General features: G+C 63.4%; 20 protein-coding genes. 10 read left to right on the forward strand and 10 right to left on the reverse strand.

The window, feature by feature from the left end; translation table 11 throughout:
• Positions 1 to 36: 36 nt before the first annotated feature.
• Positions 37 to 303: a sel1 repeat family protein gene (locus tag LB566_RS02750; protein WP_010915070.1), complete on the reverse strand. Its 267-nt coding sequence runs from the start codon at positions 301 to 303 to the stop codon at positions 37 to 39.
• A 448-nt stretch (positions 304 to 751) separates the two neighbouring features.
• On the opposite strand from LB566_RS02750, the gene LB566_RS02755 reads away from it, so the two are divergent.
• The 5 genes from LB566_RS02755 (at position 752) to LB566_RS02775 (ending at position 4,440) form a co-directional block, all read left to right on the forward strand.
• A complete protein-coding gene (locus LB566_RS02755; protein WP_140517988.1) occupies positions 752 to 1,093 on the forward strand; it encodes a DUF2147 domain-containing protein in 342 nt (113 codons plus the stop codon).
• A 207-nt stretch (positions 1,094 to 1,300) separates the two neighbouring features.
• A complete protein-coding gene (locus LB566_RS02760; protein ID WP_181172646.1) occupies positions 1,301 to 1,459 on the forward strand; it encodes a hypothetical protein in 159 nt (52 codons plus the stop codon).
• Positions 1,460 to 1,513: 54 nt separating this feature from the next.
• Entirely contained in the window at positions 1,514 to 1,708 is a 195-nt protein-coding gene (locus LB566_RS02765) for a hypothetical protein (RefSeq protein ID WP_224622953.1), read from the forward strand.
• 101 nt (positions 1,709 to 1,809) lie between these two features.
• Positions 1,810 to 3,270, forward strand: coding sequence for an AMP nucleosidase (locus LB566_RS02770; RefSeq protein WP_224622954.1), 1,461 nt, complete (start codon positions 1,810 to 1,812; stop codon positions 3,268 to 3,270).
• 141 nt (positions 3,271 to 3,411) lie between these two features.
• Positions 3,412 to 4,440 carry an endonuclease/exonuclease/phosphatase family protein gene (locus tag LB566_RS02775; RefSeq protein ID WP_224622956.1) on the forward strand — a complete coding sequence of 343 codons (1,029 nt, stop codon included), beginning with the start codon at positions 3,412 to 3,414 and terminating at the stop codon, positions 4,438 to 4,440.
• Positions 4,441 to 4,453: 13 nt separating this feature from the next.
• Here LB566_RS02775 and LB566_RS02780 read toward each other — a convergent pair whose 3' ends face one another.
• Together LB566_RS02780 and LB566_RS02785 are read right to left on the reverse strand one after the other, a co-directional pair.
• On the reverse strand, positions 4,454 to 5,047 hold the full coding sequence (locus LB566_RS02780) for a DUF922 domain-containing protein (RefSeq protein WP_140553893.1): 594 nt from the start codon (positions 5,045 to 5,047) through the stop codon (positions 4,454 to 4,456).
• A gap of 137 nt (positions 5,048 to 5,184) precedes the next feature.
• Positions 5,185 to 6,864, reverse strand: a complete 1,680-nt coding sequence (locus LB566_RS02785; protein ID WP_224622958.1) for an electron transfer flavoprotein-ubiquinone oxidoreductase — start codon at positions 6,862 to 6,864, stop codon at positions 5,185 to 5,187.
• A 221-nt stretch (positions 6,865 to 7,085) separates the two neighbouring features.
• On the opposite strand from LB566_RS02785, the gene LB566_RS02790 reads away from it, so the two are divergent.
• From LB566_RS02790 to LB566_RS02800, 3 genes are all read left to right on the forward strand, one after another.
• Positions 7,086 to 7,730, forward strand: coding sequence for a hypothetical protein (locus LB566_RS02790; protein WP_140517982.1), 645 nt, complete (start codon positions 7,086 to 7,088; stop codon positions 7,728 to 7,730).
• 107 nt (positions 7,731 to 7,837) lie between these two features.
• The gene (locus LB566_RS02795; protein ID WP_224622959.1) at positions 7,838 to 8,713 is read left to right on the forward strand and encodes a uracil-DNA glycosylase; all 876 of its coding nucleotides are present in this window, start codon (positions 7,838 to 7,840) and stop codon (positions 8,711 to 8,713) included.
• A gap of 48 nt (positions 8,714 to 8,761) precedes the next feature.
• The gene (locus tag LB566_RS02800; protein WP_140553898.1) at positions 8,762 to 9,565 is read left to right on the forward strand and encodes a helix-turn-helix domain-containing protein; all 804 of its coding nucleotides are present in this window, start codon (positions 8,762 to 8,764) and stop codon (positions 9,563 to 9,565) included.
• Between the two features lie 9 nt (positions 9,566 to 9,574).
• On the opposite strand, the gene LB566_RS02805 is transcribed toward LB566_RS02800, so the two are convergent.
• Positions 9,575 to 10,477: a DMT family transporter gene (locus tag LB566_RS02805; RefSeq protein WP_263498006.1), complete on the reverse strand. Its 903-nt coding sequence runs from the start codon at positions 10,475 to 10,477 to the stop codon at positions 9,575 to 9,577.
• A gap of 282 nt (positions 10,478 to 10,759) precedes the next feature.
• Here LB566_RS02805 and pepN point away from each other — a divergent pair, with 282 nt between their 5' ends.
• Entirely contained in the window at positions 10,760 to 13,405 is a 2,646-nt protein-coding gene (pepN, locus tag LB566_RS02810) for an aminopeptidase N (RefSeq protein WP_224622964.1), read from the forward strand.
• 101 nt (positions 13,406 to 13,506) lie between these two features.
• Here pepN and LB566_RS02815 read toward each other — a convergent pair whose 3' ends face one another.
• Complete coding sequence (locus tag LB566_RS02815) at positions 13,507 to 13,920, reverse strand: cupin domain-containing protein (protein WP_224622966.1); 414 nt, start codon at positions 13,918 to 13,920, stop codon at positions 13,507 to 13,509.
• A 245-nt stretch (positions 13,921 to 14,165) separates the two neighbouring features.
• Between LB566_RS02815 and LB566_RS02820 the strand changes: the two genes are divergently transcribed.
• The gene (locus tag LB566_RS02820) at positions 14,166 to 16,493 is read left to right on the forward strand and encodes a PAS domain-containing sensor histidine kinase (protein ID WP_224622969.1); all 2,328 of its coding nucleotides are present in this window, start codon (positions 14,166 to 14,168) and stop codon (positions 16,491 to 16,493) included.
• Positions 16,494 to 16,537: 44 nt separating this feature from the next.
• Here the strand turns inward: LB566_RS02820 and LB566_RS02825 are convergent, their stop codons facing one another.
• The 5 genes from LB566_RS02825 to LB566_RS02845 form a co-directional block, all read right to left on the reverse strand.
• Positions 16,538 to 17,017 carry a DUF4179 domain-containing protein gene (locus LB566_RS02825; RefSeq protein ID WP_224622971.1) on the reverse strand — a complete coding sequence of 160 codons (480 nt, stop codon included), beginning with the start codon at positions 17,015 to 17,017 and terminating at the stop codon, positions 16,538 to 16,540.
• Between the two features lie 51 nt (positions 17,018 to 17,068).
• Positions 17,069 to 20,029 carry a bifunctional [glutamine synthetase] adenylyltransferase/[glutamine synthetase]-adenylyl-L-tyrosine phosphorylase gene (locus tag LB566_RS02830; protein WP_224622972.1) on the reverse strand — a complete coding sequence of 987 codons (2,961 nt, stop codon included), beginning with the start codon at positions 20,027 to 20,029 and terminating at the stop codon, positions 17,069 to 17,071.
• Positions 20,029 to 21,504, reverse strand: coding sequence for a sensor histidine kinase (locus LB566_RS02835; RefSeq protein ID WP_224622974.1), 1,476 nt, complete (start codon positions 21,502 to 21,504; stop codon positions 20,029 to 20,031). The genes LB566_RS02830 and LB566_RS02835 overlap by 1 nt, the downstream gene beginning before the upstream one ends.
• Before the next feature lie 8 nt (positions 21,505 to 21,512).
• Positions 21,513 to 22,187, reverse strand: coding sequence for a response regulator transcription factor (locus LB566_RS02840; protein ID WP_181172647.1), 675 nt, complete (start codon positions 22,185 to 22,187; stop codon positions 21,513 to 21,515).
• A gap of 344 nt (positions 22,188 to 22,531) precedes the next feature.
• Complete coding sequence (locus LB566_RS02845) at positions 22,532 to 24,073, reverse strand: Do family serine endopeptidase (RefSeq protein WP_140553916.1); 1,542 nt, start codon at positions 24,071 to 24,073, stop codon at positions 22,532 to 22,534.
• Positions 24,074 to 24,134: the final 61 nt, after the last annotated feature.

Below are 24,134 nucleotides of genomic sequence, written 5' to 3' on the forward strand. Positions count from 1 at the left end.
TTGTCCGGCGGACCGGAAGGCCGCCCTGCCTTATATTCAGTGCATCGTCATCCATTCGCGGGCCTCGCGCAGCGCCTTGGCGATCTCGACCTTCGACATCGCAGCCGACAGTTCCGAGCGCAATTCCGCGGCGCGGGCCGAACCCTTGATCGCGGCGATGTTGAACCATTTGTGGGCGGCCACGACGTCGGTCTCGCAATCGCGGCCCGTCGCATACATCATCCCCAGTTCGAAAAGAATGTCGGCTTGGGCGGTTGCCCCCATGGCGCCGAAGCCTGCTTCAAGCATTTCAAAACGTGCCATTTTTCAATCCCCTGTTCCGGCCCTGTCTGGCTCCCGAGAGCTGCCTCCGTTTGTCTGTCCGGGCCGCTCGTTCGATGCTTTCGAGAATGCCGCGCAGGCTTGAATCCGTCGTTAAATGGCGTGCTTAATTTGAGGAAAACAAAGCTAAAACAATAGGTAAACATGGAAATTCGTTAAGGATACAAAGCCAGCGATTCAGCCCGATTGCGCCAAATTTGACGAGAATTTCCGCGACCGGAATCAACACTCCGCTAACCACGCGAAACAAACACGAGGTTACGTATGCACTCAGTTCCCTGCCGACATTGCTTCTTTTGGCGGTTCTGAAATCGCCGGGGCTTCCGCAGCGGCACCGCTTTTGTTTTGCTGGAAGCTGGATTAGCTTACGTTTGCGTAAGCGGCAGACCGGTGAGGTGGAGCCTTCTGCCCGGTATCCAAGGGAGGAAAGATGTTTCGAAAAGCAAGCCTGGCCCTGGCGGCCACTTTGATCCTGACCGGTGTGGCCTGGGCCGATCCGATCGAGGGAAACTGGAAGACGCAGGCCGGCGATACCGCGGCCATCGGGGGCTCGGGTTCATTTTCCATCACGCTAAAGTCTGGCAAATATGCCGGCAAGACCATCGGTTCGCTCAAGGCGTCCGGCGACAACAAATACACCGGCAGCATAACCGACCCGGCAAACGACAAGACCTACTCCGGCAAGGCGACACTGTCGGGCACCTCGCTGAAAATGAGCGGCTGCGTGCTCGGCGGGCTGATCTGCAAGAGCCAGACCTGGCACAAGCTCTGATCGACCCCATCCTTGCGACATGAAAACGGGGCCGGCAGGCCCCGTTTTCGTTCCATGATCCTGGCATGCCGTGCCGGCGGCCATGCTCCTTATGGCCAGCGCCGCCTCAAAATCCATCAACCAATTTGAACGGCAGATGAACGCCGGCATCAGAGCCGGTTCAGTCGTGCCCGGGCATTCTCCTGCGTGTTGAAGGAGACACGACCAATGCTCGCCCGCCGCTTCACCATCGTCTGCCTGCTGGTGAGCCTGTTTGGAATGTTCTTCGCCATCCTCGTCGCCGAAGCGGGCCGTTCGGCCCGTTCCTGGGACGAGGCCAGTTCCAGAACCTGCCGCCTCGCCTGCCCGACCAGCCTTCGCCCCTAAAGACAGAAACCAAAGACCTGACCAAACCAAGACCTCGAAAGAAAAGCCAAGACCATGAACCGCATCGCCGCCAACCTCTTCAAAACCGTTCGGCTTCTGCCGCGGGCGGCGCTCATCCTGGCGTTCCTTGCCGCACCGGTCCTGGCCGTGCCGATGATGCGTGCCGATGCCGAGCCCACGATCGACGCCCCGGCACTAAAGAAATCCGGCGTCGGTTTCGTACTGCTGGTCAGCCTGCAGCGCGGATAAATTGCGCCTTCGATCGGGACACCCCTCCCAACCGCCTTTCCAAATCTCTATATTGGGCCATGGAAAAGCGAATCTATCCCCAGGCCATCGAATCTGTGGTCATGCCCGAGCCTTTTGGCCGGCAAAGCTTCGACACCGCCGAGAAGGCGGTCGCGGCGCTGCAAGCCCTCTACGACCGCAACACCAAGTTCCTGCGCGACTCCTTCGCGGCGCTTGCCGCCGGCGGGGACAGCAGCAAGCGCTACCGCGCCTTCTACCCGGAGATCGGCGTCACGACGAACTCGTTCACCCAGATCGATTCACGCCAGGCCTATGGCCACATGCCGACGCCGGGGCATTTTTCCACCACCATCACCCAGCCGAGCCTGTTCGAACGCTATCTGGTCGAGCAATTGCGTCTGATCATGCGCAACCACGGGGTCGCGGTCACGGTTTCGGAATCGACAACGCCCATCCCGCTGCATTTCGCCTTTCTCGAAGGCACACATGTCGACGGAACGGCGGCCGAGCGTATCCAGCGGCCGATCCGAGACCTGTTCGACGTGCCGGATCTCGACGGTACAGACGACCAGATCGCCAACGGCACGTTCGAAGTGGCGTTCGGCGAACCAAGGCCGCTGGCGCCGTTCACCGCGCAGCGGATCGATTATTCCCTCCACCGGCTGTCGCACTATACCGCGACCACGCCGCAGCATTTCCAGAATTTCGTGCTGTTCACCAATTACCAGTTCTATATCGACGAGTTCGTGGCGCGCGCCCGCGACCTGATGGAGAATGGCGGCGGCGGATATGCCGAATTCATCGAGCCGGGCAACGTGGTCACCAAAGCCGGGCAGAGCGCGCCGAGCGAAGGGGTGGCGCCGCAGCGCCTGCCACAGATGCCGGCCTACCACCTGAAGAAGCCGAACCATGGCGGCATCACCATGGTCAATATCGGCGTCGGCCCCTCCAACGCCAAGACGATCACCGACCACATCGCGGTGCTGAGGCCGCATGCCTGGGTGATGCTCGGCCACTGCGCGGGCCTGCGCAATACGCAGGCGCTGGGGGACTATGTGCTGGCGCATGCCTATGTGCGCGAGGATCACGTGCTGGACGACGACCTGCCGGTCTGGGTGCCGATCCCGCCGCTGGCCGAAATCCAGGTGGCATTGCAGGAAGCGGTGGCCGAAGTCACCGGCCTATCGGGGTACGATCTCAAGCGCATCATGCGCACCGGCACTGTCGCCACCATCGACAACCGCAACTGGGAACTGCGCGACCAGCGCGGACCGGTGCAGCGGCTTTCGCAGTCGAGGGCGATCGCACTTGATATGGAATCGGCAACGATCGCGGCCAATGGCTTTCGCTTCCGCGTGCCTTACGGCACGCTCTTATGTGTCTCCGACAAGCCGCTGCATGGCGAGCTGAAGCTGCCCGGCATGGCGACCGAGTTCTACAAGCGGCAGGTGGCGCAGCACCTGACTATCGGCATCAGGGCGATGGAAAAGCTTTCGGAAATGCCGATGGAGCGGCTGCATTCGCGCAAGCTCAGAAGTTTTTCGGAAACGGCCTTCCAGTAGCCGATCTGCGCGCTGCCAGAGCCATTCGCCGTCTGGCCGGCGATTCGCTATCTTGCCAGCAATTCGCTATCTTGATTGAGCCGCATTTTTGCCGATAACCGATCGAAGACAATCGCTGGCAACTCATGCAGATCTGATCCGATGAAACGCAGTCGAGACATGGCGGCTTCACTGGTATTCATCGTGATGATGACGCTCTCGGTCGCGCTGGTGGCCGGCTTCTTCGGCGCCTTGCACCCGGCGTTCGATTCATTCTCGCATTTCCGCATCCACCTCGCCGTGCTGATGGCGCTTTGCGCGCTGCCGCTGCTGGCGACATCGTTTCGCCTGCAAGCGGCCGCGGCCCTGGTTTTTGCCGTGGCAGCCCTTGCCACCGCTTCGACCGCCTTGCCCCGGCCATGGCCGGTTCAGGCGGTCGCCAAATCCACCGACCAGGTAGTCTACAGCCTGCTGCAGATGAATCTGCGCTACGATAACCCGACGCCGAAGAAAGTGCTGTCACTGATCGGCCGGACCAATCCCGACGTCATCACCCTGGACGAGGTGTCGGCGATGTGGGCGACGGAGCTTGGCTATATCGCCAGCGCCTATCCATACCGGATCCTCTGTCCCTATCCCAACGGCGTTTTCGGCGTCGCGCTGCTCTCGCGGCGACCCTTTGTCGCCGGCACCGCGCCACATTGCGAGCGCCGGGGTGCAATGGCCATTGCGACCATCGATTTCGGCGGCAGAAGCGCCGACGTCGCCGCCATCCATCTCAGCTGGCCGTGGCCGCGGGAACAGTTTTGGCAGATCGGCGAACTCTCGGAGCAGCTTTCATCGCTCGGCCAAACCGCCATCATGGCCGGCGATTGCAACGCGGTGCCATGGAGCGCCGCGGTGCGGCGCGTCGCCGCTCTCGGCGGACTGACCGTCATGCCGTCGGCCGGGTCGACCTGGATTCACCGGAAGCTGCCCGACTTCCTGCGCCGCTATGCAGGCCTCCCGATCGACCAGGCGTTCAGCAAGGGCGGCGTGACCATTCTGTCGTCAACGCGCCTGGAAGACACCGGCTCCGACCATCTTCCCGTACTCGTGGAGTTCTCGCTTCGCCCCGACGACAGGCAGCCCCATGACGAGCATGAGAGCGCGCTCGCGGCGAGCGACCTTCAAAACAATCCGCGCGGTTGATGCTTCGGCATTCTCAGGGCCTGGTCAACGCTTCGACAAGGTGCTCGACAGGCCCGCCGCCGCGATGCTCGCGCGCATCGAAAGCGTTCTGCCTGCCTTCATATTCGACATAGATGGCCTTGATCCGGCGCCGCGCCTCGAGGTGCGTGCCGGTGCAGAACCAGTTGTCCGGGCGCCGCAGGCCGGCAAGCGCGGTCTCGGTGGCCCGCATCATCCGCCTCGCGATACCGCCATGCGTCTGCTCGTGCTTGCGAACGCCGACCATGAAACGGTCCCAACGCTTGCGCAGGACCGGGCTTGCAGACGAGAGCCGCGGGAAAGTGTAGGTCAGGTTGAGCGTCCCGTTGGCCTGCCGCAGATGGCAGGCTCCATCCTGCCGGACGATATCGAGATCCCAATGCACGGCGTAACCGGTTTCGGCGATGGCGCGCGTCATATAGCCGTGCTTGGGCCCCAGCCGGTCCATCGCCTCGACAAGGGCGGCTCCGGTGTTTCCAGCGACATCATAGGTGCGGATGTGAACGGTGAGCTTTGTGCCCGCCGATGCGGCTGATGCGCAAAGCAGCATGAAGGCCATGGCGAGCATCGTCGGGCTGGTCAGGCGCATGTCCGCCTCCTTTGTCGGATCCGAGCAGACCACACTCGGCGGGAGGCTTCAACGGGCTTGATCGAGGCAGGCGGTCGACGGCGACAGACAAGTCCGCCGCCGCTCGCATGTTCTTCGTGACAGCTTAGCCGGCACGCTCACATGTTCTGATAGACCGGGCCTTCGCCGCCTTGCGGCGGCACCCAGTCGATATTCTGGTTCGGATCCTTGATGTCGCAGGTCTTGCAGTGGACGCAGTTCTGCGCGTTGATGACGAAGCGCACGTCCTTTGCCGCCGGATCGGCAGCGGCATTGCCGTCCTTGTCGACCCATTCGTAGACGCCTGCCGGGCAGTAGCGCGTCGAAGGTCCGGCAAAGACGTCATGCTCGGAACGCTTCTGCAGCTCCATGTCCGCCACCAGCAGATGCACCGGCTCGTTTTCCTCGTGGTTGGTGTTGGACAGGAACACCGAGGACAAGCGGTCGAAGGTCAGCAGGCCATCGGCCTTGGGATAGTCTATCTTCTTGTGCTTCGCGGCAGGCTCTAGCGTGGCGTAGTCGGCCTTGCCGTGCTTCAGCGTGCCGAAGGGCGAGAAGCCGAACAAAGTGTTCAGCCACATGTCCAGCCCGCCAATGGCAACGCCGGCGATGGTGCCGAAGCGCGACCACAGCGGCTTGACGTTGCGCACCTTCTTCAGATCCTTGCCGATGTCTGTCGCCCGCCAGGCCGCTTCGTAAGCGGAGAGCTCGTCATTGGCGCGGCCGGCCGCGATGGCCTCGGCGACATGCTCGGCCGCCAGCATTCCCGACAGCACGGCATTGTGCGAGCCCTTGATGCGCGGGACGTTTACGAGGCCGGCGGCGCAGCCCATCAACGCGCCACCCGGGAAGCACAGTTTCGGCACCGACTGCCAGCCGCCTTCGGTAATCGCGCGCGCGCCATAGCCCAACCGCCTGGCGCCCTCGAAAGTACCGCTGATCGCCGGGTGGGTCTTGAAGCGCTGGAACTCCTCGAACGGCGACAGCCAGGGGTTCTTGTAATTGAGGTGGACGACGAAGCCTACCGCCACCTGATTGTCGTCCAGATGATAGAGGAAAGAGCCCCCGCCGGTCTTGAGGTCGAGTGGCCAGCCGAAGGAGTGCTGGACGAGACCCGGCCTGTGCTTCTCCGGCTTGACCTGCCACAGTTCCTTGAGGCCGATGCCGTATTTGCCCGGCTCGCGGCCCTCGGAAAGCCTGAACCTGGCGATCAACTGCTTGGCGAGCGAGCCGCGCGCGCCCTCTCCGATCAGCACATATTTGCCCATCAGCGCCATGCCCGGCGCGAAACCCGGGCCGTGTGTGCCATCCTTTTCGACGCCCATGTCGCCAGTGACAACACCGGTGACGGCGCCTTCCTCGTTATAGAGCAGGCCGGCCGCGGCGAACCCCGGATAGATTTCCACGCCGAGCGCCTCGGCCTTGGCCGCCAGCCAGCGGCAGACATTGCCAAGCGAGACGATGTAGTTGCCGTGATTGTTCATCAGCGGCGGCATCATCATGTTGGGCAGCCGGAAAGAGCCGGCGGGGCCAAGCACCAGGAAATGGTCCGCCGTGACCGGCGTCTTGAACGGATGGTCTTGTTCGTCGCGCCAGCCCGGCAGCAGCCGGTCGATGCCGATCGGATCGACGACGGCGCCTGACAAGATATGGGCGCCAACCTCACCGCCCTTTTCCAGCACGACCACGGAAAGCTCGGGATTGACTTGCTTCAAGCGGATGGCGGCGGCGAGGCCGGCCGGGCCCGCACCGACGATCACCACGTCGAATTCCATGCTTTCGCGTTCGATATCGCTCATCAACCCCTCCGCACTGGCTTGTCGCTATTGCGCGTATCTTGCTGGCTCCCGCGCTGCATAGCGCATCAAGTCGCGACAGGAAACCGGCGCGTCTGTGACAACGTGGATTTGGCCAAAAAGTCGCGCATCGTGCCGAAGGACACCCGTTTTGCGTCGACCTGCCGGCGACGCGTACGTTTTTTAATTGTTCGACGGCTTGCTTATCGGCCATACTTCGCACCATGCGCATTCCTGGGCCAGCCGGCTTCTCATCAACGCGCTTCCCATCGACGCCCGGCAGGGCCTGCCGGGCGTTCCTTTCGGCCCTCCCCCTGCTGGCGCCGGTCCATGCCTTTGCCGACGAGGTGAAAGTCTGGGCCACCGGTGCCTACTCCTTCTCCGACGAGCTTGGCGGGTTCGAAATCACCGGCGCTTCCGGCACCGGCACCAAGGACGATCCGCTCGTCATCACCGAAGAGCTGAATTCGGCGACGCCGGTAACGTTGACCATCCGTGCAACCAAGCCGATCCAGGCGTTCGGCAAGGCGGGCGAGTTCGCCAACGGCATCATGTATTTGCGCTTGGACGTGCTCAACAACAGCGGCCAGGCCTGGATCGAATTCCAGTTCGAGCTTCAGGAGGTCCTGAATCAGCCGAGCGTCTTCGGCGACGGACTTTCGTTCGACCAGCGCAACAAGACGCCTGACAACATCTGGTCGAGCAATTTTGCCGATTTCGACCGAGATTTTGAACCGTATGACCGTCTGCTGTTCAAGAACGGCAAGGTCGACCCGCTCAAGACCGCCAGGTTCGAATTCCTGATCACCGACTATACGCCGCGCTGGACCTTTTATCTGGTGCAGGACCCGCGCATACCGACGGGTTAGGTTGCGGTGAGCTATGACGCCGCCACAGACAGGCCGTCATTGCCCGGTGTGCCAATGTCCCCAATCACCAACTTGCAATATGCGACCAGTCGAACGATGGTGGCGCTATGACTGCCGCTTCCCCAAACAGCCGACCCGATGTCGCCGAGTTGCTCGCCTTCTATGCCAGCGCGGGCGTCGACGAGGCGTTGGAGGACGCGCCGGTGAACCGCTTCGCGGAAGCCGCGCCCAAGCCGGCGGAGCGGATGCCGTCTGTCGCGCCGAGCGATAGCAGAGCACCGGAGCGACCCGCGGCCCGACCGCGTCTCGATGCGAGCGCCGTGCCTAACGCTCCGCCGGCGCGCCCGCCCATTTCGGCGGTGCCCGACGAGGCGCAGGCGGCGCTGGCTCGTCAATTGGCCTCGGCTGCCTCGACGCTGGACGAGCTTCGCCAGCACATGTCGACTTTTGACGGCTGCAACCTGAAGTTCACCGCCAAGAACCTGGTCTTTGCCGACGGGAACCCGGATGCATCGGTGATGCTGGTCGGCGAGGCGCCCGGTCGTGACGAGGATATAGAAGGGCTGCCCTTCGTCGGCCGCTCCGGCCGGCTGCTCGACCGCATGTTGGCCGCGATCGGGCTAGACCGGACATCCGTCTATATCGCCAATGTCATCCCCTGGAGGCCGCCGGGAAACCGAACGCCGACGCCGCACGAAACCGAGATCTGCCGGCCGTTCATCGAAAGGCAGATCGAACTGGTCAAGCCGAAGGTGCTGGTCAATCTCGGCGGGCCCTCGGCCAAGACCCTTCTCAATACGAGCGAAGGTATCTTGCGGCTGCGCGGCAACTGGCGCGCCCACACGACAGCGTCCGGCGTCGTTATTCCGGCGATGCCGACGCTGCACCCGGCCTATCTATTGAGGACGCCGGCGCACAAGAAGCTGGCCTGGCGGGATTTTCTCGAGGTGAAGGCGAAGCTAAGAGCGCTCACCTCTCCATGACTTCGCGGGTAATTGAAATGCGCCTGCCGTCGCCCTAACCATGCCTTCATGACATCTCCTCAAACCTCCGCCGGCAGCCTCATCCGTGAATGGCGCACCCGACGTCGGATGAGCCAGCTCGACCTCGCCACGGAAGCCGATATCTCGCAGCGGCATCTGAGCTTCGTCGAGAGCGGGCGGGCCGCGCCTTCGCGCGACATGGTGCTGCACCTGGCCGAGCAGCTTTCGATCCCGCTTCGCCAGCGCAACCAGCTCTTGCTGGCGGCGGGCTTTGCGCCGAGCTTCAGCGAAAGGCCGCTGACCGACATTTCGCTGGCACCGGCCATGGCGGCGGTCGAGACGGTGCTTCGAGGGCACGAGCCGTTCCCGGCGCTCGCCGTGGACCGGCACTGGAACCTCGTTTCGGCAAACACTGCCATTGGGCCGTTCCTGGCCGACATTTCCGAGCCCTCGCTGCTCAAGCCGCCAGTCAACGTGCTGCGGCTCAGCCTGCACCCTGCAGGTGTCGCGCCGCGCATCGTCAATCTCGCGGAGTGGCGGGCGCACCTGCTGGAACGCCTGAAGCACCAGAACGACGCGTCAGGCGATCCGGTGCTGATCGAACTGGAGCGTGAATTGCGCGGTTATCCGTCCGGCCTGAAGAGCGGGCGGCCGGCGCCGGTCGAGCCGAGCGGCATCGTGCATCCGCTGCGGCTTGCCCATGGCGATCAGGTGCTGTCGTTCATCAGCACCATCACCGTGTTCGGCACGCCGCTGGACGTGACGCTGTCGGAACTGGCGATCGAGTCCTTCTTTCCGGCCGACGAGCAGACGCGGACGGCGCTGGTAAGATTGGCCAAAGAGCGGGCCTAACGGTGCTGATCACCCCTGCGGTGGGGCGGCCTTGCGCGTGCGGGTGCGTTCCAGGCCGAGTTGACGTTCGCGCCAGATGATGAAGATGCCGGCGGCAACGACGATCAGGCCGCCGGTCAGCGTGTTCAGCGTGGCGACATCGCCGAAGACGAGGTAGCCGGCCACGACGCCGAGGATCATCGAGGTGTATTCGAACGGTGCCACCACCGATGCCTCGGCATGGCGATAGGCCGAGGTCATCAGGATCTGGCCGAGGCCGCCGCAGAAGCCGGCGGCGACAAGAAGGGCCGCCTGCCCCGGCGTCAGCGCCTGCCACCCAAACGGCAGCGACAGCAGCGCCATGACGCTCGCGGTCGCCGAAAACCAAAGCACGATCGTGGCGGTGCGCTCGCTTTGCACGAGATTGCGCACGAGCAGCATGGCGACGGCCGAAATCGCCGCCGCTATCAATGCGGCGATGACGCCGAGCACCTCCTGGTCGTCAAGCGCCTCGCCGGAACTCAGGAGCGTCAGCTCCGGCCAGGAGATGATCAGCACACCGACGAGACCGACGGCGACCGCGCTCCAGCGATAGACACGAATGGCTTCGCCGAGGAAAATCGAGCTGAACACCACCACCAACAGCGGCTGGGCGTAATTCAGCGTGATTGCTTCCGGCAACGGCAACCGCGTCAGCGCGAAGAAGCCGAGCCCCATGGCGCAGACGCCGACGACGCCGCGCGCGATGTGGTTGAACGGACGGCTTGTACTGAAAGCCGTGCCGAGATTTCCCTTGAAAGCCAGAAAGGCGATGATCGGAAAGATAGCGAAGAAGGAGCGGAAGAAGACGATCTGTCCCGCCGGCACGGTGCCCGCCGCCTTGATGCAGGTCGACATGCCGACGAAGACCGCCACCGAGACGATCTTCAGCATAATGCCAGTGAGCGTGTTGTACCCTACGGTATTGTCACTGTTGCCGGGGCCTGCTGTCACGCTCCCGCCGCTTCCCGCATGGCTGCCCAGGTGCGCGCCGGCGTTGCCGGTCTCTCGATATGCCTGACGTCGTAGACGGCGGCCATGACTGCCTCGCGATGTTGGAAAGGAGGGTCTGAATAGACCTTCTCGCAGTTTTGTCGAGGCGCCGGTTCGTGTAAAGAGCGCGGACTTCAAATTTTTGGACGGGCAGGACAGGCCCGGAAAGACAGGAACCACGGGATGCGCACCGACACTGGCCAGGTCTTCAAACTCGAAGACTATCGCCCCAGCGACTATCTCATTCCGGAAACGAGCCTTGAATTCCGTCTTTCGCCAGGGGCGACGATCGTCACGGCAATTTTGACCGTCGAGCGCCGCGATGGCGTCACGGCCTCTGCGCCGCTTGTGCTGGACGGCGACGGGCTGACGCTCAGGCGCGTCGAGATCGACGGCAGGAAAGCCAAGCCGACGGATTTTGCCGTGACGCCCGACCGACTGACCATCCTCAAGCCCCCGGCCGCGCGTCGCTTTCGGCTGTCGATCGAGACCGAGCTGGTGCCGTCGGGCAACGAAGCGCTGATGGGCCTCTACCGCTCAAGCAACGTCTATTGCACGCAATGCGAGGCAGAGGGCTTTCGCCGCATCACCTATTTCCTCGACCGCCCCGACATCCTGTCCGTCTATACGGTGCGGATCGAAGCCCGCCGCGACGAGGCGCCGCTGCTTCTGTCCAACGGAAACCCGGTCGACAAGGGCGATCTCGGCGATGGCTGGCACTATGCCATTTGGCACGACCCCTTCCCCAAGCCATCCTATCTGTTTGCGCTGGTCGCCGGCAATCTCGGCCGGGTCGCCGACAGTTTCGTCACCATGTCCGGCCGCACGGTCGAGCTCGGCATCTATGTCGAGCCCGGCAAGGAGAAGCTCGCCGGCTACGCCATGGATGCCTTGAAGCGATCGATGCAATGGGATGAGGAGGCATTCGGCCGCGAATACGACCTCGATGTCTTCAACATCGTCGCCGTGTCCGACTTCAACATGGGCGCGATGGAGAACAAGGGCCTCAACGTCTTCAACGACAAATACGTGCTGGCCGACCGGGAGACCGCGACGGACGCCGATTTCGCCAATATCGAGGCGATCATCGCGCACGAGTATTTCCACAATTGGACAGGCAACAGAATCACTTGCCGCGACTGGTTTCAGCTTTGCCTGAAGGAAGGGCTGACCGTTTATCGCGACCACGAATTCTCCGCCGACCAACGTTCGCGTGCGGTCAAGCGCATCGCCGAGGTGCGCACGCTGCGCGCTCATCAATTCCCCGAGGACCAGGGGCCGCTGGCGCATCCGGTCAGGCCGCGCCGCTATCGCGAGATCAACAATTTCTACACGGCGACCGTCTACGAAAAAGGCTCGGAGGTGGTGCGCATGATCCGTACCATCCTCGGGCCTGATAACTTCCGCGCCGGCATGGACCTCTATTTCGAGCGGCACGACGGCACGGCGGCGACGATCGAGGATTTCCTGACAGTGTTCGAGGAGGTGTCCGGCCGCGACTTGTCGCAATTCGCGCTCTGGTACCATCAGGCCGGCACGCCTAACCTGGCGGTGAGCTCGACCTATAACCGGGCGGAGCGGGAATTCACGCTGGAAATCGAGCAATCGGTGCCGCCGACCCCGTCGGAAAGCCGCAAACGGCTGATGCACATCCCGCTCGCCTTCGGTCTGATTGGCGCCGATGGCGAGCCGGTCGCCTATGACGCGGTCGACGGCGCCAGCGTCGAGGACGGCATCATCCACATCCGCAAGCGCCGGCATGTGGTGCGCTTCTCAGGCGTCGCCGAGCGTCCGGCGGTTTCGCTGAACCGCGGCTTCTCGGCGCCGATAACGCTTGCCGTCGAGCAGAAGACCGATGACCAATTTTTCCTTGCCGGCCATGACAGCGACAGCTTCTCGCGCTGGCAGACCTTCAACACGCTGCTTACGGATGCATTGATCTTGGCCTTCCGCCAGATTCTCGGCGGCGCTGAGCCTGGCTTCACCGCGCGACTGACCGAGCTTGCCGGCAGGATCGCGAGCGACGAGACGCTGGAGCCGGCCTACCGGGCGCTAGCGCTTTCCCTTCCGGGCGAGACCGACATAGCCCGCGACATCGGCAAGAACATCGAACCCAACGCCATCTTCGCTGCCCGCGAGGCGCTGGCGCTGGCAATCGCCAGGGCTAACCGCGATGCGTTCGCCGGCCTCTACGAGCGGCTTGCCGGCGCCGGCCCGTTCAGCCCGGACGCAACTTCCGCCGGACGGCGGGCGCTGCGTAACGTCATGCTCGACTATCTCTCTCTGCTGTCAGGCGGCGCCGGGCTTGCGGCGGAGCACTTCCGGTCGGCCACCAACATGACTGACCGCGCTGCGGCACTGACCGTGCTCGCGCATCGCCACCATGGTTCGCCGGAGGCAAACAAGGCACTGGCGGCTTTCGAAGAGACATATGCGTCCGACCCGCTGGTCATGGACAAATGGTTCCAGATTCAGGCCAGCGTACCCGGTCCGCAAGCGGTGGAGACGGTTCGCGCCCTGACCACGCATCCGGCCTTCTCGATGGCCAATCCGAACCGGGTGCGCTCGTTGATCGGCACATTCTCCAGTGCCAACCAGACCGGCTTCCACCGCGCCGACGGCGAAGGCTACCTATTCTTCACGCAGACCGTGCTCGAGGTCGAAAAACGCAATCCGCAGGTGGCGGCAAGGTTGGCAACGGCGCTCCGGTCGTGGCGTTCGCTCGAACCTGGCCGGCAGGCCAAGGCCAGGGAAGCGCTGCTTTCGATCGCCAATGCCGAAAACCTGTCGGCGGATTTAAGCGATATTGTCGAGCGTACGCTGGCGTGAGCCAGATCCAAGCGGCCACCATGATGGTCGGCGGCAATGCCAAGGCAACGCCACCGGCCCGTCGGGCTGTGCCTCCGCTGCTCGAACGGATTCCCGCCTCCCTACGCGGATATTAACATGGCGATGCGATGCACGCCGACCTCGGCGCTCGTATTCGTCGCCTCGTCGGTCTTGCCCTTGGCGCAAGTGTACATGTCGCCTTCCTTGAGCTTGAACTCCTTGTCGGCCTTCTTGATCGTGAATTCGCCGGCAGTGACGATGCATACCATGTCGTTGTCCATCACCATCGCCGGGGCATGTGCGCCGGGCTGAAACACGACATCGACGATTGAGATGCTTTTGTAGGCAGGAATGTCTGAGTTTCCCGTGCCGACCTCCACCACTCTGATGCCGGGCGCAATTTCCTTGCCCTCCTTCGGGCCGTATGTCTTGGTTTTTGCCGACGCCGCCAGGGCGAACAAAGGCGTTACCGCTGCCGCTGACACGCCGAGAGCAATTGCAGATCTGCGATTCATGCTTTCCTCCCAATGTGCAATCCCGCACGGAATATGCGTGATTTCTAATATTACTCCCTTTCAACGGTGATCGCCATCGCATGCCCTGCTCGGTTGGCAGAAAAGCCACTATTTTAGTCTATTTTTAATGTTTTTTCGCCGGGCCACTGGACAAGGCGAATCACCTTTGATTCTTTAATGACGATTCGGAAGTGCGGCGTTTGCCGGATCATCAGACAGCATAGGCAAATCGGGGAGTGCCATTTATGGCGAAGGCGGACGCGTGGGGCGCGCCCGGAGGGATAGCTTTTGCGCGTCGCGAGACGCCGCGAAGCGACGGCCTTGCCGGGAATGCGCGGCTCATTGCCGAACCGGCCTACAAGCGGCTTCTGGCCGCCGAGCCATTGCTGCGCCGATCGATACCGGCTCTCATCGTCATCTTCCTGATCGCGATCGCGGCGCTGCGCGTCCTGTCGCTGATGAACGAACGCGACGATATCGAGCGCAACGCCAAGGCGATCCTGATGCTGGCGTCCAGTCAACTGGCGAGTTCGCTGGCCGGCACCACGTCCGACACCGCGTCGGGCGCCATCCAGGACCTGTTGGAAACGACCAACCGCCAGGGCGCGATGAGCCGCGGCCACGTTCTTGTCGTCACCGACGGCGCCTTCAAGATCACCGCGGTGACGCCGCGCTCGATGTCCTGGCAAGGCCGTTCGCTGGACAGCCTCGCCCAGGGCGGCCAGCCTCTGTTCATGTTCGGCGACCGCGCCGGAGTGATGGAGGTCGATATTGGCGGGCAGGACTGGTATGCGGCGGTCAGCCTGGCGAACGGTCGCAAAGGCGCGGCAGCGGCGCTGGTGCCGCAGGACGCGGTTTTCGACGCCTGGCGCAAGACAGTCTCGCTGAACGTCACGCTGTTCGTGCTGACGGCCGGCGTGCTGATCATCATCCTCTATGCCTATTTCGGCCAGGCGGCGCGCGCGCAGGCGGCCGACCGCATCTACCTGGAAGCGCATCAACGCATCGACATGGCGCTGGTACGCGGCCGCTGCGGCTTGTGGGACTGGGACATGGTGCGCGGCAAGATGTATTGGTCGCGCTCGATGTACGACATGCTGGGCTACGAGCCGTGCGACACGATGCTGTCCTTTGGCGAGGTCGACGAGATCATTCACCCCGACGATGGCGACCTGTTCCAGCTCGCCAACAAGATCGTCGCGCGCGAGATCGATCATATCGATCAGGTGTTCCGGATGCGGCATGCCGACGGCCAGTGGGTGTGGATGCGCGCAAGGGCGCAGGTCATGGATCCGGAAGCGCCCGAAATCCAGTTGATCGGCATCGCCGTCGATGTCACCGAGCAGCGTCACCTGGTGCTTCGTTCCGAGGCAGCCGATCTGCGCCTGAGGACGGCGATCGAGAACATCAACGAGTCCTTCGTGCTGTGGGATGCCGCCGAGCGGCTGATCATGTGCAATTCCAAATACCAGAAGGACAATGGCCTTTCGGACCGTGACGTGATGCCAGGCGCCGTGCGCGCCACGCTGGAAGAGCGCATGCTCGCTTTCGCTTCCGACCGGCGGCTTGCCAACAGCAATGGGCCGCAGGGCGGCGCGACTTTCGAACGGCAGCTGGCCGACGGCCGCTGGTTGCAGGTCAACGAACTCCGAACCCGCGACGGCGGTATCGTCTCGGTCGGATCCGACATCACCCAGATCAAGCTGCATCAGGAGAAGCTGGTCGACAGCGAGCGCCGGCTGATGGCGACCATCCACGATCTCAGCCTCGCCCGCCGGGCCGAAGAGGAGCGCGCGCGCGAACTGGTCGAGCTCAACCGCAAATACATGAAGGAAACCGAGCGCGCCGAAGCGGCGAACCGGGCCAAGTCCGAATTCCTGGCCAACATGTCGCATGAACTGCGCACGCCCTTGAACGCCATCATCGGCTTCTCCGAGCTGATGGAACAGGGGCTGTTCGGCCCGCTGGGATCGGAGCGTTACGAGGAATACGCCACCGACATCAACAGCAGCGGCAAATATCTCTTGGGCGTCATCAACGACATTCTCGACATGTCGAAAATCGAGGCCGGCCAATTCTCGCTCGACCGCGAAGAGATCGATCTCGGCCCGCTGATCAGCGAAACGGTTAGGGTCGTGTCGCTGCAGGCCGCACAGAAGGCGATCACCGTCGAGACCCGCATCGCAGACGCGCTGACGCTGTTCGCCGACCGCCGCGCGATCAAGCAGATCGTCATCAACCTTTTGTCCAACGCAGTGAAATTCACCGGCCAGGGCGGCCACATATCGGTCAGGGCACGCAACACCTCAGGCGCGCTGGTGCTGACGATCGAGGACAATGGCTGCGGCATCCCGAAGGAGGCGCTCGGCAAGCTCGGACGGCCCTTCGAACAGGTGCAGAACCAGTTCTCCAAGAGCCATGCCGGGTCCGGCCTCGGACTCGCCATCTCGCGCTCTCTGGCCGAACTGCAAGGCGGTGCCCTGAAAATCCGCTCAACCGAAGGTGTCGGCACGATTGTGTCGGTGCGCATTCCGGTGAAGAAGGCGACGCCCGTGGTCAAGGTCGCAGCTTGAGCAACGGACTCCGGCGACGTCGCCGAAGCCCGTGCCGGAAGGCGTTATTGCATGCTGTCGTCGTCGCCTTCGTCATCCCACTGACGGTGTAGGCCAAAGCGGCCGCCCTTTGGCAGTTCACCCCTCTTGATCTTTCCGTCATTGTTCTTGTCGAGCAGGGCAAAGAGCTTCTTGTCGCGACTGGCGATGTCGTTCGTCGTCAGTGTAGCGTCGCCCTTGGTGTCGTAACGCGCGATGATGCGCCTGGCCATGCGCTCGAAGCGCGCCTTTTCCAGCGCGGCGGCGAGCTGCTCCACCGTGAGCTTGCCGCCATTGTCGGCAACCAGCTTCTTCAACCGCGAATCCATGACGCTTGAGAACTGGTCCAAGCTGATGGTGCCGTCATTATCTTTGATCGCCTTGTTGAGGCGCATCATCGTGCGCTCACGCATATTTGCGCTGTCGATGTTCTCGGCATAGGCCGCAGTGCCGACGGCCCCTGCCAACGCAATGAAGGCGAATGCGAGCTTGGTTGTCTTTCTCATGGTCTTCTCCTGTTGCATCGTCACCCCCGATGCGATCCGCACGGCCATTGATCACGGCCGCCGGGCACGAAGCAGAAGGTCGAAATCCTTCCTGACCTTCCGCGACGTCTCCTTGAGATGTGCTTCCAGCACACCGAAATCCGGCAAGTCGGTAACTGCCAGAAGCAGATCCGAAAGCCCCGGCGGCACATCGTTCCGCTCGAACTGGCCGGTGAGGCAAAGCCTGATCACCTGGGTCAGCGCCAGATAGAGCCGGTAGGCCTCGCCAAGCTCGTCCCTGATATCGGCGGCTGCGAATTGTGGCGCAAGGCGCGACAACACCTCCGCGGTTGCCGTGACCCTGCGGCCGGGTTCGACATTGCCCGTGACGACGGCCACCTGGGCGATGAATTCGAGATCGATCAGGCCGCCGGCAATGAGTTTGATGTCCCAGAGGTCGCGCGGCGGCTTTTCCTTCTCGATCATGGCGCGCATGTCGGACGCTTCCGCTTTCACCTTTGCTGCGTCGCGCGATTGCGCGAGCACCGCCGCAACGTCGGCTTCGACCTCGGCACAGAGCCTGGCATCTCCGGCAATGGCGCGCGCCCGCGACAGCGCCATGTGCTCCCAGGTCCAGGCCTCCTGGCGCTGGTATTTTTTGAAGGCGTCGATGTGGGTGGCCACCGGCCCCTTGTTGCCGGACGGACGCAGCCGCAGGTCGAGTTCATACAGCACGCCTTCCGCGGTCGGCGCGGAAACGGCGGAAATGAGGCGCTGCGTCATCCTGGTGTAGTAATGCGAGGGCGCCAGCGGCTTTTCACCGTCGGATTCCTCGGCGTCCGCATCGTGATCGTAGAGCAGGATGAGGTCGACGTCCGACCCCGCCGTCAATTCACGGCTGCCGAGCTTACCCATACCGAGCAGCGAAACCACGCCGCCGGCGATTGTGCCGTGGCGCGCCTCGAATTCGGCCATGACCGCGCGCAACGCGGCCGCGATGGTGAGGTCGGCCAGATCAGAAAAGGCGTGGCCGGCACGGGCCGGATCGATCGAGCCGGCGAGCAGCCGCACGCCGATCAGGAATTTCTGCTCGGAGGCAAAGATGCGCAGACGATCGAGAGCGTCCTCATAGGCGCGGTCGCCTTCGAGGAACGCGGTAAGCCGTGCCGATAGATAGCCACGATCCGGCAATTCGGTGAGAAGAGCGGGATCGAGCAGCCCATCGAATACATGTGGACGGCGCGTGATGATCGCGGCCAGCCGGGGTGCTGCGCCCATGATCGTCGCCATAAGCTTCAGCAGCGCCGGATTGGACTGGAGCAGCGAGAAGAGCTGGATGCCGGCAGGCAGGCCGGCGAGGAACTCGTCGAAACGGATCAACGCCTCATCGGCCCGGCGCGTCTGGCCGAAAGCCTTGAGCAGCGCCGGCGTCAGTTCCGTCAACCGTTCGCGCGCCTCGGCCGACCGGGTGACGCGGTAGCGGCCGAAATGCCAGCCGCGGATCACGCGGCAGATGTCGCTCGTTCGCTGGAAGCCGAGACCGTGCAACGTCTGCAGCGTATCGGGGTCGTCGACGTCGCCGGTGAAAACCAGATTGCCGATGCCTGCCGAAAGCTCCGGCGCGGTTTCGAACAGCGCCGCGTAGTGACGTTCGACCTGCTGGAGCGAGGCGCGGAAGCCCAGGGAAAAAGCAGCCGCGTCGGCGAAGCCCAACATGCGCGCGATTCGCTCCAGCCCTTCATCATCCTCCGGCAGGGTGTGCGTCTGCTCGTCGGCCACCATCTGGATAGCATGCTCGACCCGGCGCAGAAACCAATATTGTCGGGCCAGTGCGTCGCGTGCCTCGGCGGTGATCCAGCCGCGCGCGGCCAGCTGGCCGAGCATCGGCACGGTCTCGCGGCCGCGCAGTTCCGGGAAGCGGCCGCCGGCGATGAGCTGCTGCGTCTGGACGAAGAACTCGATCTCGCGGATGCCGCCGCGCCCGAGCTTGACGTTGTGGCCCTTGACCGCGATCTCGCCATGGCCCTTGTGGGCGTGGATCTGGCGTTTGATCGAGTGGACGTCGGCGATCGCGGCATAGTCCATGTATTTGCGCCAGATGTAGGGTTGGAGCTCCTTGAGGAAAGCGGCGCCGGCGTCCAGATCGCCGGCCACAGGACGCGCCTTGATCATGGCGGCGCGCTCCCAGTTCTGGCCGCGCGCCTCGTAGTAGCGCAGCGCCGCCTCGACCGGGATAGCCAGCGGGGTCGAACCGGGATCGGGACGCAGCCTGAGGTCGGTGCGGAAGACATAGCCATGTTCGGTGCGGTCCTGCAGGATTCGCACCAGACGGCGCGTCAGCCGCGAAAACAACTCCGTCGCATCGAGCGGATCGACGACGGCCGGCGCTTCCGGGTCGAAGAAGACCACAAGGTCGATGTCGGAGGAAAAATTAAGCTCATGCGCCCCAAGCTTGCCCATGCCGAGCAGGATCCAGCCCGACCGGTCCGAGGGATTGGCGGGATCCGGCAACTTCAGCTTGCCCTGGTCATGCACGTCGCGCAGCAGGAAATCGACGGCAGCGCGCGTGCACGCATCGGCAAGGTCGCTCAACCGCCGCACAGTAAGCGAGGTCTCGGCCTCGGCGGCCAGATCGGCCAGAGCGATCAGGAAGTGCGCATCGGCCTTCCATTGCCGCAGTTCCATCATCAATCTGGATTCGGAGATCGCCTCGGAAAACGATACCTGGTCGATCGCCGCGATGATCGCCTTCAGCCGGGCCTCGACCGGCTGGTCGAAAAGCCCATCCAATATCTGCGGCCGGCGACGCGCCGTGTCACGCAGGAACGGCGACAGGTCGAAGACAGCGGCCAGGAAGTCCTGCGCCTCACCCGTTCCAGCCAGGAATTTCGCCAGCCGCGTCAACCCTTCTTCGCGTGCCAAGGTGGCGATCTCGGCCAGCTCCTGCCGGGCCCGGCTGTCGTCCAGAGGAGCAAGCCTTGCCGCCGGCTTCAACAGCCAGTCCCTCGCCATCCGCTTTGCAGCCGCCGTCATCAATGATCCTCCCGCGCGGGAAAACTCATGACCACCGATAATCCGGGATTACCAGGCAACAGATCAAGCCGGCCATAGTGGAATGTCATGACCGCCTTGGCGAGGCTGAGGCCAAGCCCGGAACCTGGCTGGGAACGGCTCTTCTCGAGCCGCACGAACCGTTCCGTCGCCCGGGCGCGATCGGCATCGTCCGGAATGCCCTGGCCGTTGTCGGTGACGACAAGCCTGATTTCGCCATGCATGCGTTCGAGCGTCACGCGAACCGCCGGCTTGGAGGTGGAATCGATCGAGTACTTGATCGCATTGTCGACGATGTTGGACAGCGCCTGGCCGATCAGCTCGCGGTTGCCGTCGACAAGGAATGCGCCATTGACCGCGGCTTCGAGCGAAACGCCAGCCTCTTCCGCCACCGGCTCGTAGAGTTCGACGACATCGCGCACGGCTGCGGCCAGATCGACGCGACTGGTGCTTTCGGAGGAATAACCCGCCTCCAGTCTGGAGATCATCAGGATGGCGTTGAATGTCTTTATGAGCTGGTCGGACTCGGCGATGGTGCCTTCCAGCGCCTGGCGGTAGTCCGATGTCTTGTGCTTGCCCGAAAGCGTCGCTTCGGCGCGGTTGCGCAGCCGGGTCAGCGGCGTCTTCAGGTCATGCGCGATGTTATCGGAAACCTGCTTCAGCCCCTCGTTGAGCATGGCGATCCTGGCTAGCATCGCGTTGAGGTTCTCGGAAAGTCGGTCGAACTCGTCGCCGGCGCCGGTCATCGGCAGCCGGCCCGAAAGATCGCCGCCCATGATGCGGCGGCTGGCTTCCGAGACGCCATCGATGCGCTTCAGCGCGGCGCGGCCGACGAAGAACCAGATCAGCAGTCCGCCCAGCCCCATCATGCCGAGCGCCAGCATCAGGGAGCGGCGGATAACGGCGCGGAACCGCTCAGGTTCGCCGAGATCACGGCCGACCAGCATGATCATCTGGTTCGGCAGGCGGAGCACCAGAGCGATCGCGTTGTGGCCCTTCTCGCCTTTGGATCGGACCGCCGTATCGCCCGGCTGCGGCGTGGCCTGATCGGAGGGCGTGCTGCGCTGCCGGTCGAGTTCGCCTTCGCCGAAACGGCGGTAGGAGAACGGCTCGGTCGTCCAGCCTTCGGTTTCGATGACGCCCGGCTCCAGGCTCTGCACGTTGCCGGTCAGGATCTGACCGTTGGTGTCGGCGATCAAATAGAGATTGGCGCCGGGCTGGCGCGAGCGGGCCTCGACCACGCGGACCAGCACCGGCAGGCCGCCGCGCTGATAGGCGCGGGCAAGGCCGAGCACCTCGTCATTGATGGTCTCCTGCGTCTGCGCGGTCAGCATGCGCGCTGACAGCGAGGTCATGTAGAGGACAAGCAGCACGGCGCAGAGTGCGAAGAGCAGAAGATAGAGCGCCGAGAGCCGCGCAGCCGTCGTCTTCATGATGGCGGGCACGGAAAGGGCCATGCCGCCGCCTAACCGGCCCTAAGCATGTAGCCGGCGCCGCGAATCGTATGCAGGATGGGCTTGTCGAAGCCTTTTTCGATCTTGCCGCGCAGTCGCGAGACATGGACGTCGATGACGTTGGTCTGCGGATCGAAATGATAATCCCAGACATTTTCGAGCAGCATGGTGCGCGTCACCACCTGGCCGGCATGGCGCATCAGATACTCGAGCAGGCGGAACTCGCGCGGCTGCAAAGTGATCTCGCGTCCGGCGCGTTTGACCGAATGCGAAAGCCGGTCGAGTTCGAGATCGCCGACGCGGTAGACGGTTTCGGCTTCCTTGGCGCTGGCCCGGCGGTTCAGCACCTCGACGCGGGCGAGCAGCTCGGAAAAGGCATAGGGCTTGGTCAGATAATCGTCGCCGCCGGCGCGCAGGCCGGTAACCCGGTCGTCGACCTCGCCGAGCGCCGACAGGATCAGCACCGGCGTGGTGTTGCCCCTGGAGCGCAGGCCGGCGATGACGGACAGGCCGTCGCGGCGCGGCATCATCCGGTCGATGACCATCACGTCGTAGTCGCCGGCATCGGCGAGCGCGAAGCCGGTCTCGCCGTCACCCGCCACATGCGCGGTGTGGCCGGCCTCGGTAAAAGCTTTCTGCAGATAATCCGCAGCCTCGCGATCGTCCTCTATGACGAGAATCTTCATAGGGCCGTTATACGCGATTTCGCTGGAAGATTGAGTAGCCGGCATCTGCATTTTAGCCTTCGCCAAAGCGCATCGCGATCAAGATGATCCAGGCCGTGCGCGATAAAGTCTTGGTTCTCTGGTGTCACTGTCCCAGACATGCTGCCGGCATGCCGTTGCCACCAAAGCGCTCCGCTTGTCCGCTCAAGCCTGAGCGCATGGTCCGCGGGCGGAGTGCGGCAGCGGGCGATGGGAAGCCCGCTGCCGCCGGAGGGGAGCACGATGACTGACTAACGCGCTCGGCTCCATACTTTCCCGTGCGGCGGCTCGGGGGTGTTTGACACCGCCGCGCCGGAAAGTCGTTGTCAGCCCTTGGCGACGGGCAGCGCCACGAAGCGGTTGTTGTCGTCGCGGGTAATCTGCATCAGGACAGCCTTGCGCCCGGATTTCACCGCTTCATCCATGGCCTTGGTGACGTCGTCGGTGCCGTTGACTTCCGTCGAATTGACCGCGGTGATGACGTCGCCCGGCTGGATGCCACGGTCGGCGGCATCGCTATCGGGATCGACATCGGTCACCACCAGGCCCTTGCCGTTCTCGGATTTGGTGACGGTCAGACCGAGATCGGCGAGCGTATCGGCCTTGGCCGGAGCCGCCGGCTTGTCGTCGGCCGAGGCCTGCTTGTCGCTTGAAGGCAGCTTGCCGAGCTCGACCTTGACGCTCTGGCTCTTGCCGTCGCGCCAGACCGTGACGTCAACCGACTTGCCCGGCGAATAGGCGCCGATCAGGCGGGCGAGCTCCTTCGGCGAAGCAACATCCTTGCCGTCGACCTGGGTGATCACGTCACCGGCGGTGATGCCGCTCTTCTTGCCGGGGCCGTCGTCCTGAGCGCTGGACACCAATGCGCCGTTGTTGGACTTCAGGCCGAGCGATTCGGCGATGTCCGATGTGACCGGCTGAATCTCGACGCCGAGCCAGCCGCGCTGCACGGCACCGCTCTTCATCAGATCCTCGACGACCTGCTTAGCGGTCGAGGCAGGAATGTCGAAGGCGATGCCGACGCTGCCGCCGGAAGGCGAGAAGATGGCGGTGTTGATACCGACCACCTGACCGCTGAGGTTGAAGGTGGGGCCGCCGGAATTGCCGCGGTTGACCGACGCGTCGATCTGGATGAAATCGTCATAGGGACCGGCGCCGATGTCTCGGCCGCGCGCCGAGACGATGCCGGCGGTGACGGTGCCGCCGAGACCGAAGGGGTTGCCGACGGCCACGACCCAATCGCCGACCCGAACCTTGGAGTCATCCGCGAAGTCGACATAGGTAAATTTGCCGCCACCCTCGACCTTGAGCACCGCGAGGTCGGTGCGCGGGTCGGTACCGACCAGCTTGGCGTCGAGTTCCTTGCCGTCATTGGTCACCACGGTGAAGGCGGTGCCCTCTTCGACGACATGGTTGTTGGTGACGAGATAGCCATCCTCGGAGATGAAGAAGCCCGACCCTTGAGCCACCGGGCGCGGCTCGCCGTGGCCGCGGTCACGATGCCCGAACCGGCGGGGACCGTCGTCGTTCTGGCCCTGATCGCCAAAGCCGCGGAATTCCTTGAAGAAGCGGCGCAGCTGCGGATTGTTGGGCAAATTGTCGAAGCCGTCCTGGTCGTCGGAACCGTCATCGGCCGTGGGCTGGACCTTGGCCTTGACCTTGACGCTGACCACGGCGGGCGAAACGCGCTCGACGACATCGGCGAAGCTGGGGACCTGCGGCGCCTCGACACGCACGGCATCGGCCAGAACGGGGCTGGTCCCGCTGGTCAACGCGCCAACGCCTATCGCGCCGGCAACGGCGACGGAAGCGACGGCAGCCAGAAGACGCTTGCGGGTGCGGGAATATGAATTGGGAGCAATAGTCATGGGGTCTCGTATCCTCTTTTCGAAGGGACGCGCCTTGTCGGCATCCTGAGGAAGAGAATTA

Origin of the sequence: Mesorhizobium sp. CA13 (assembly GCF_020165235.1) — a bacterium.
Lineage (GTDB): Bacteria > Pseudomonadota > Alphaproteobacteria > Rhizobiales > Rhizobiaceae > Mesorhizobium.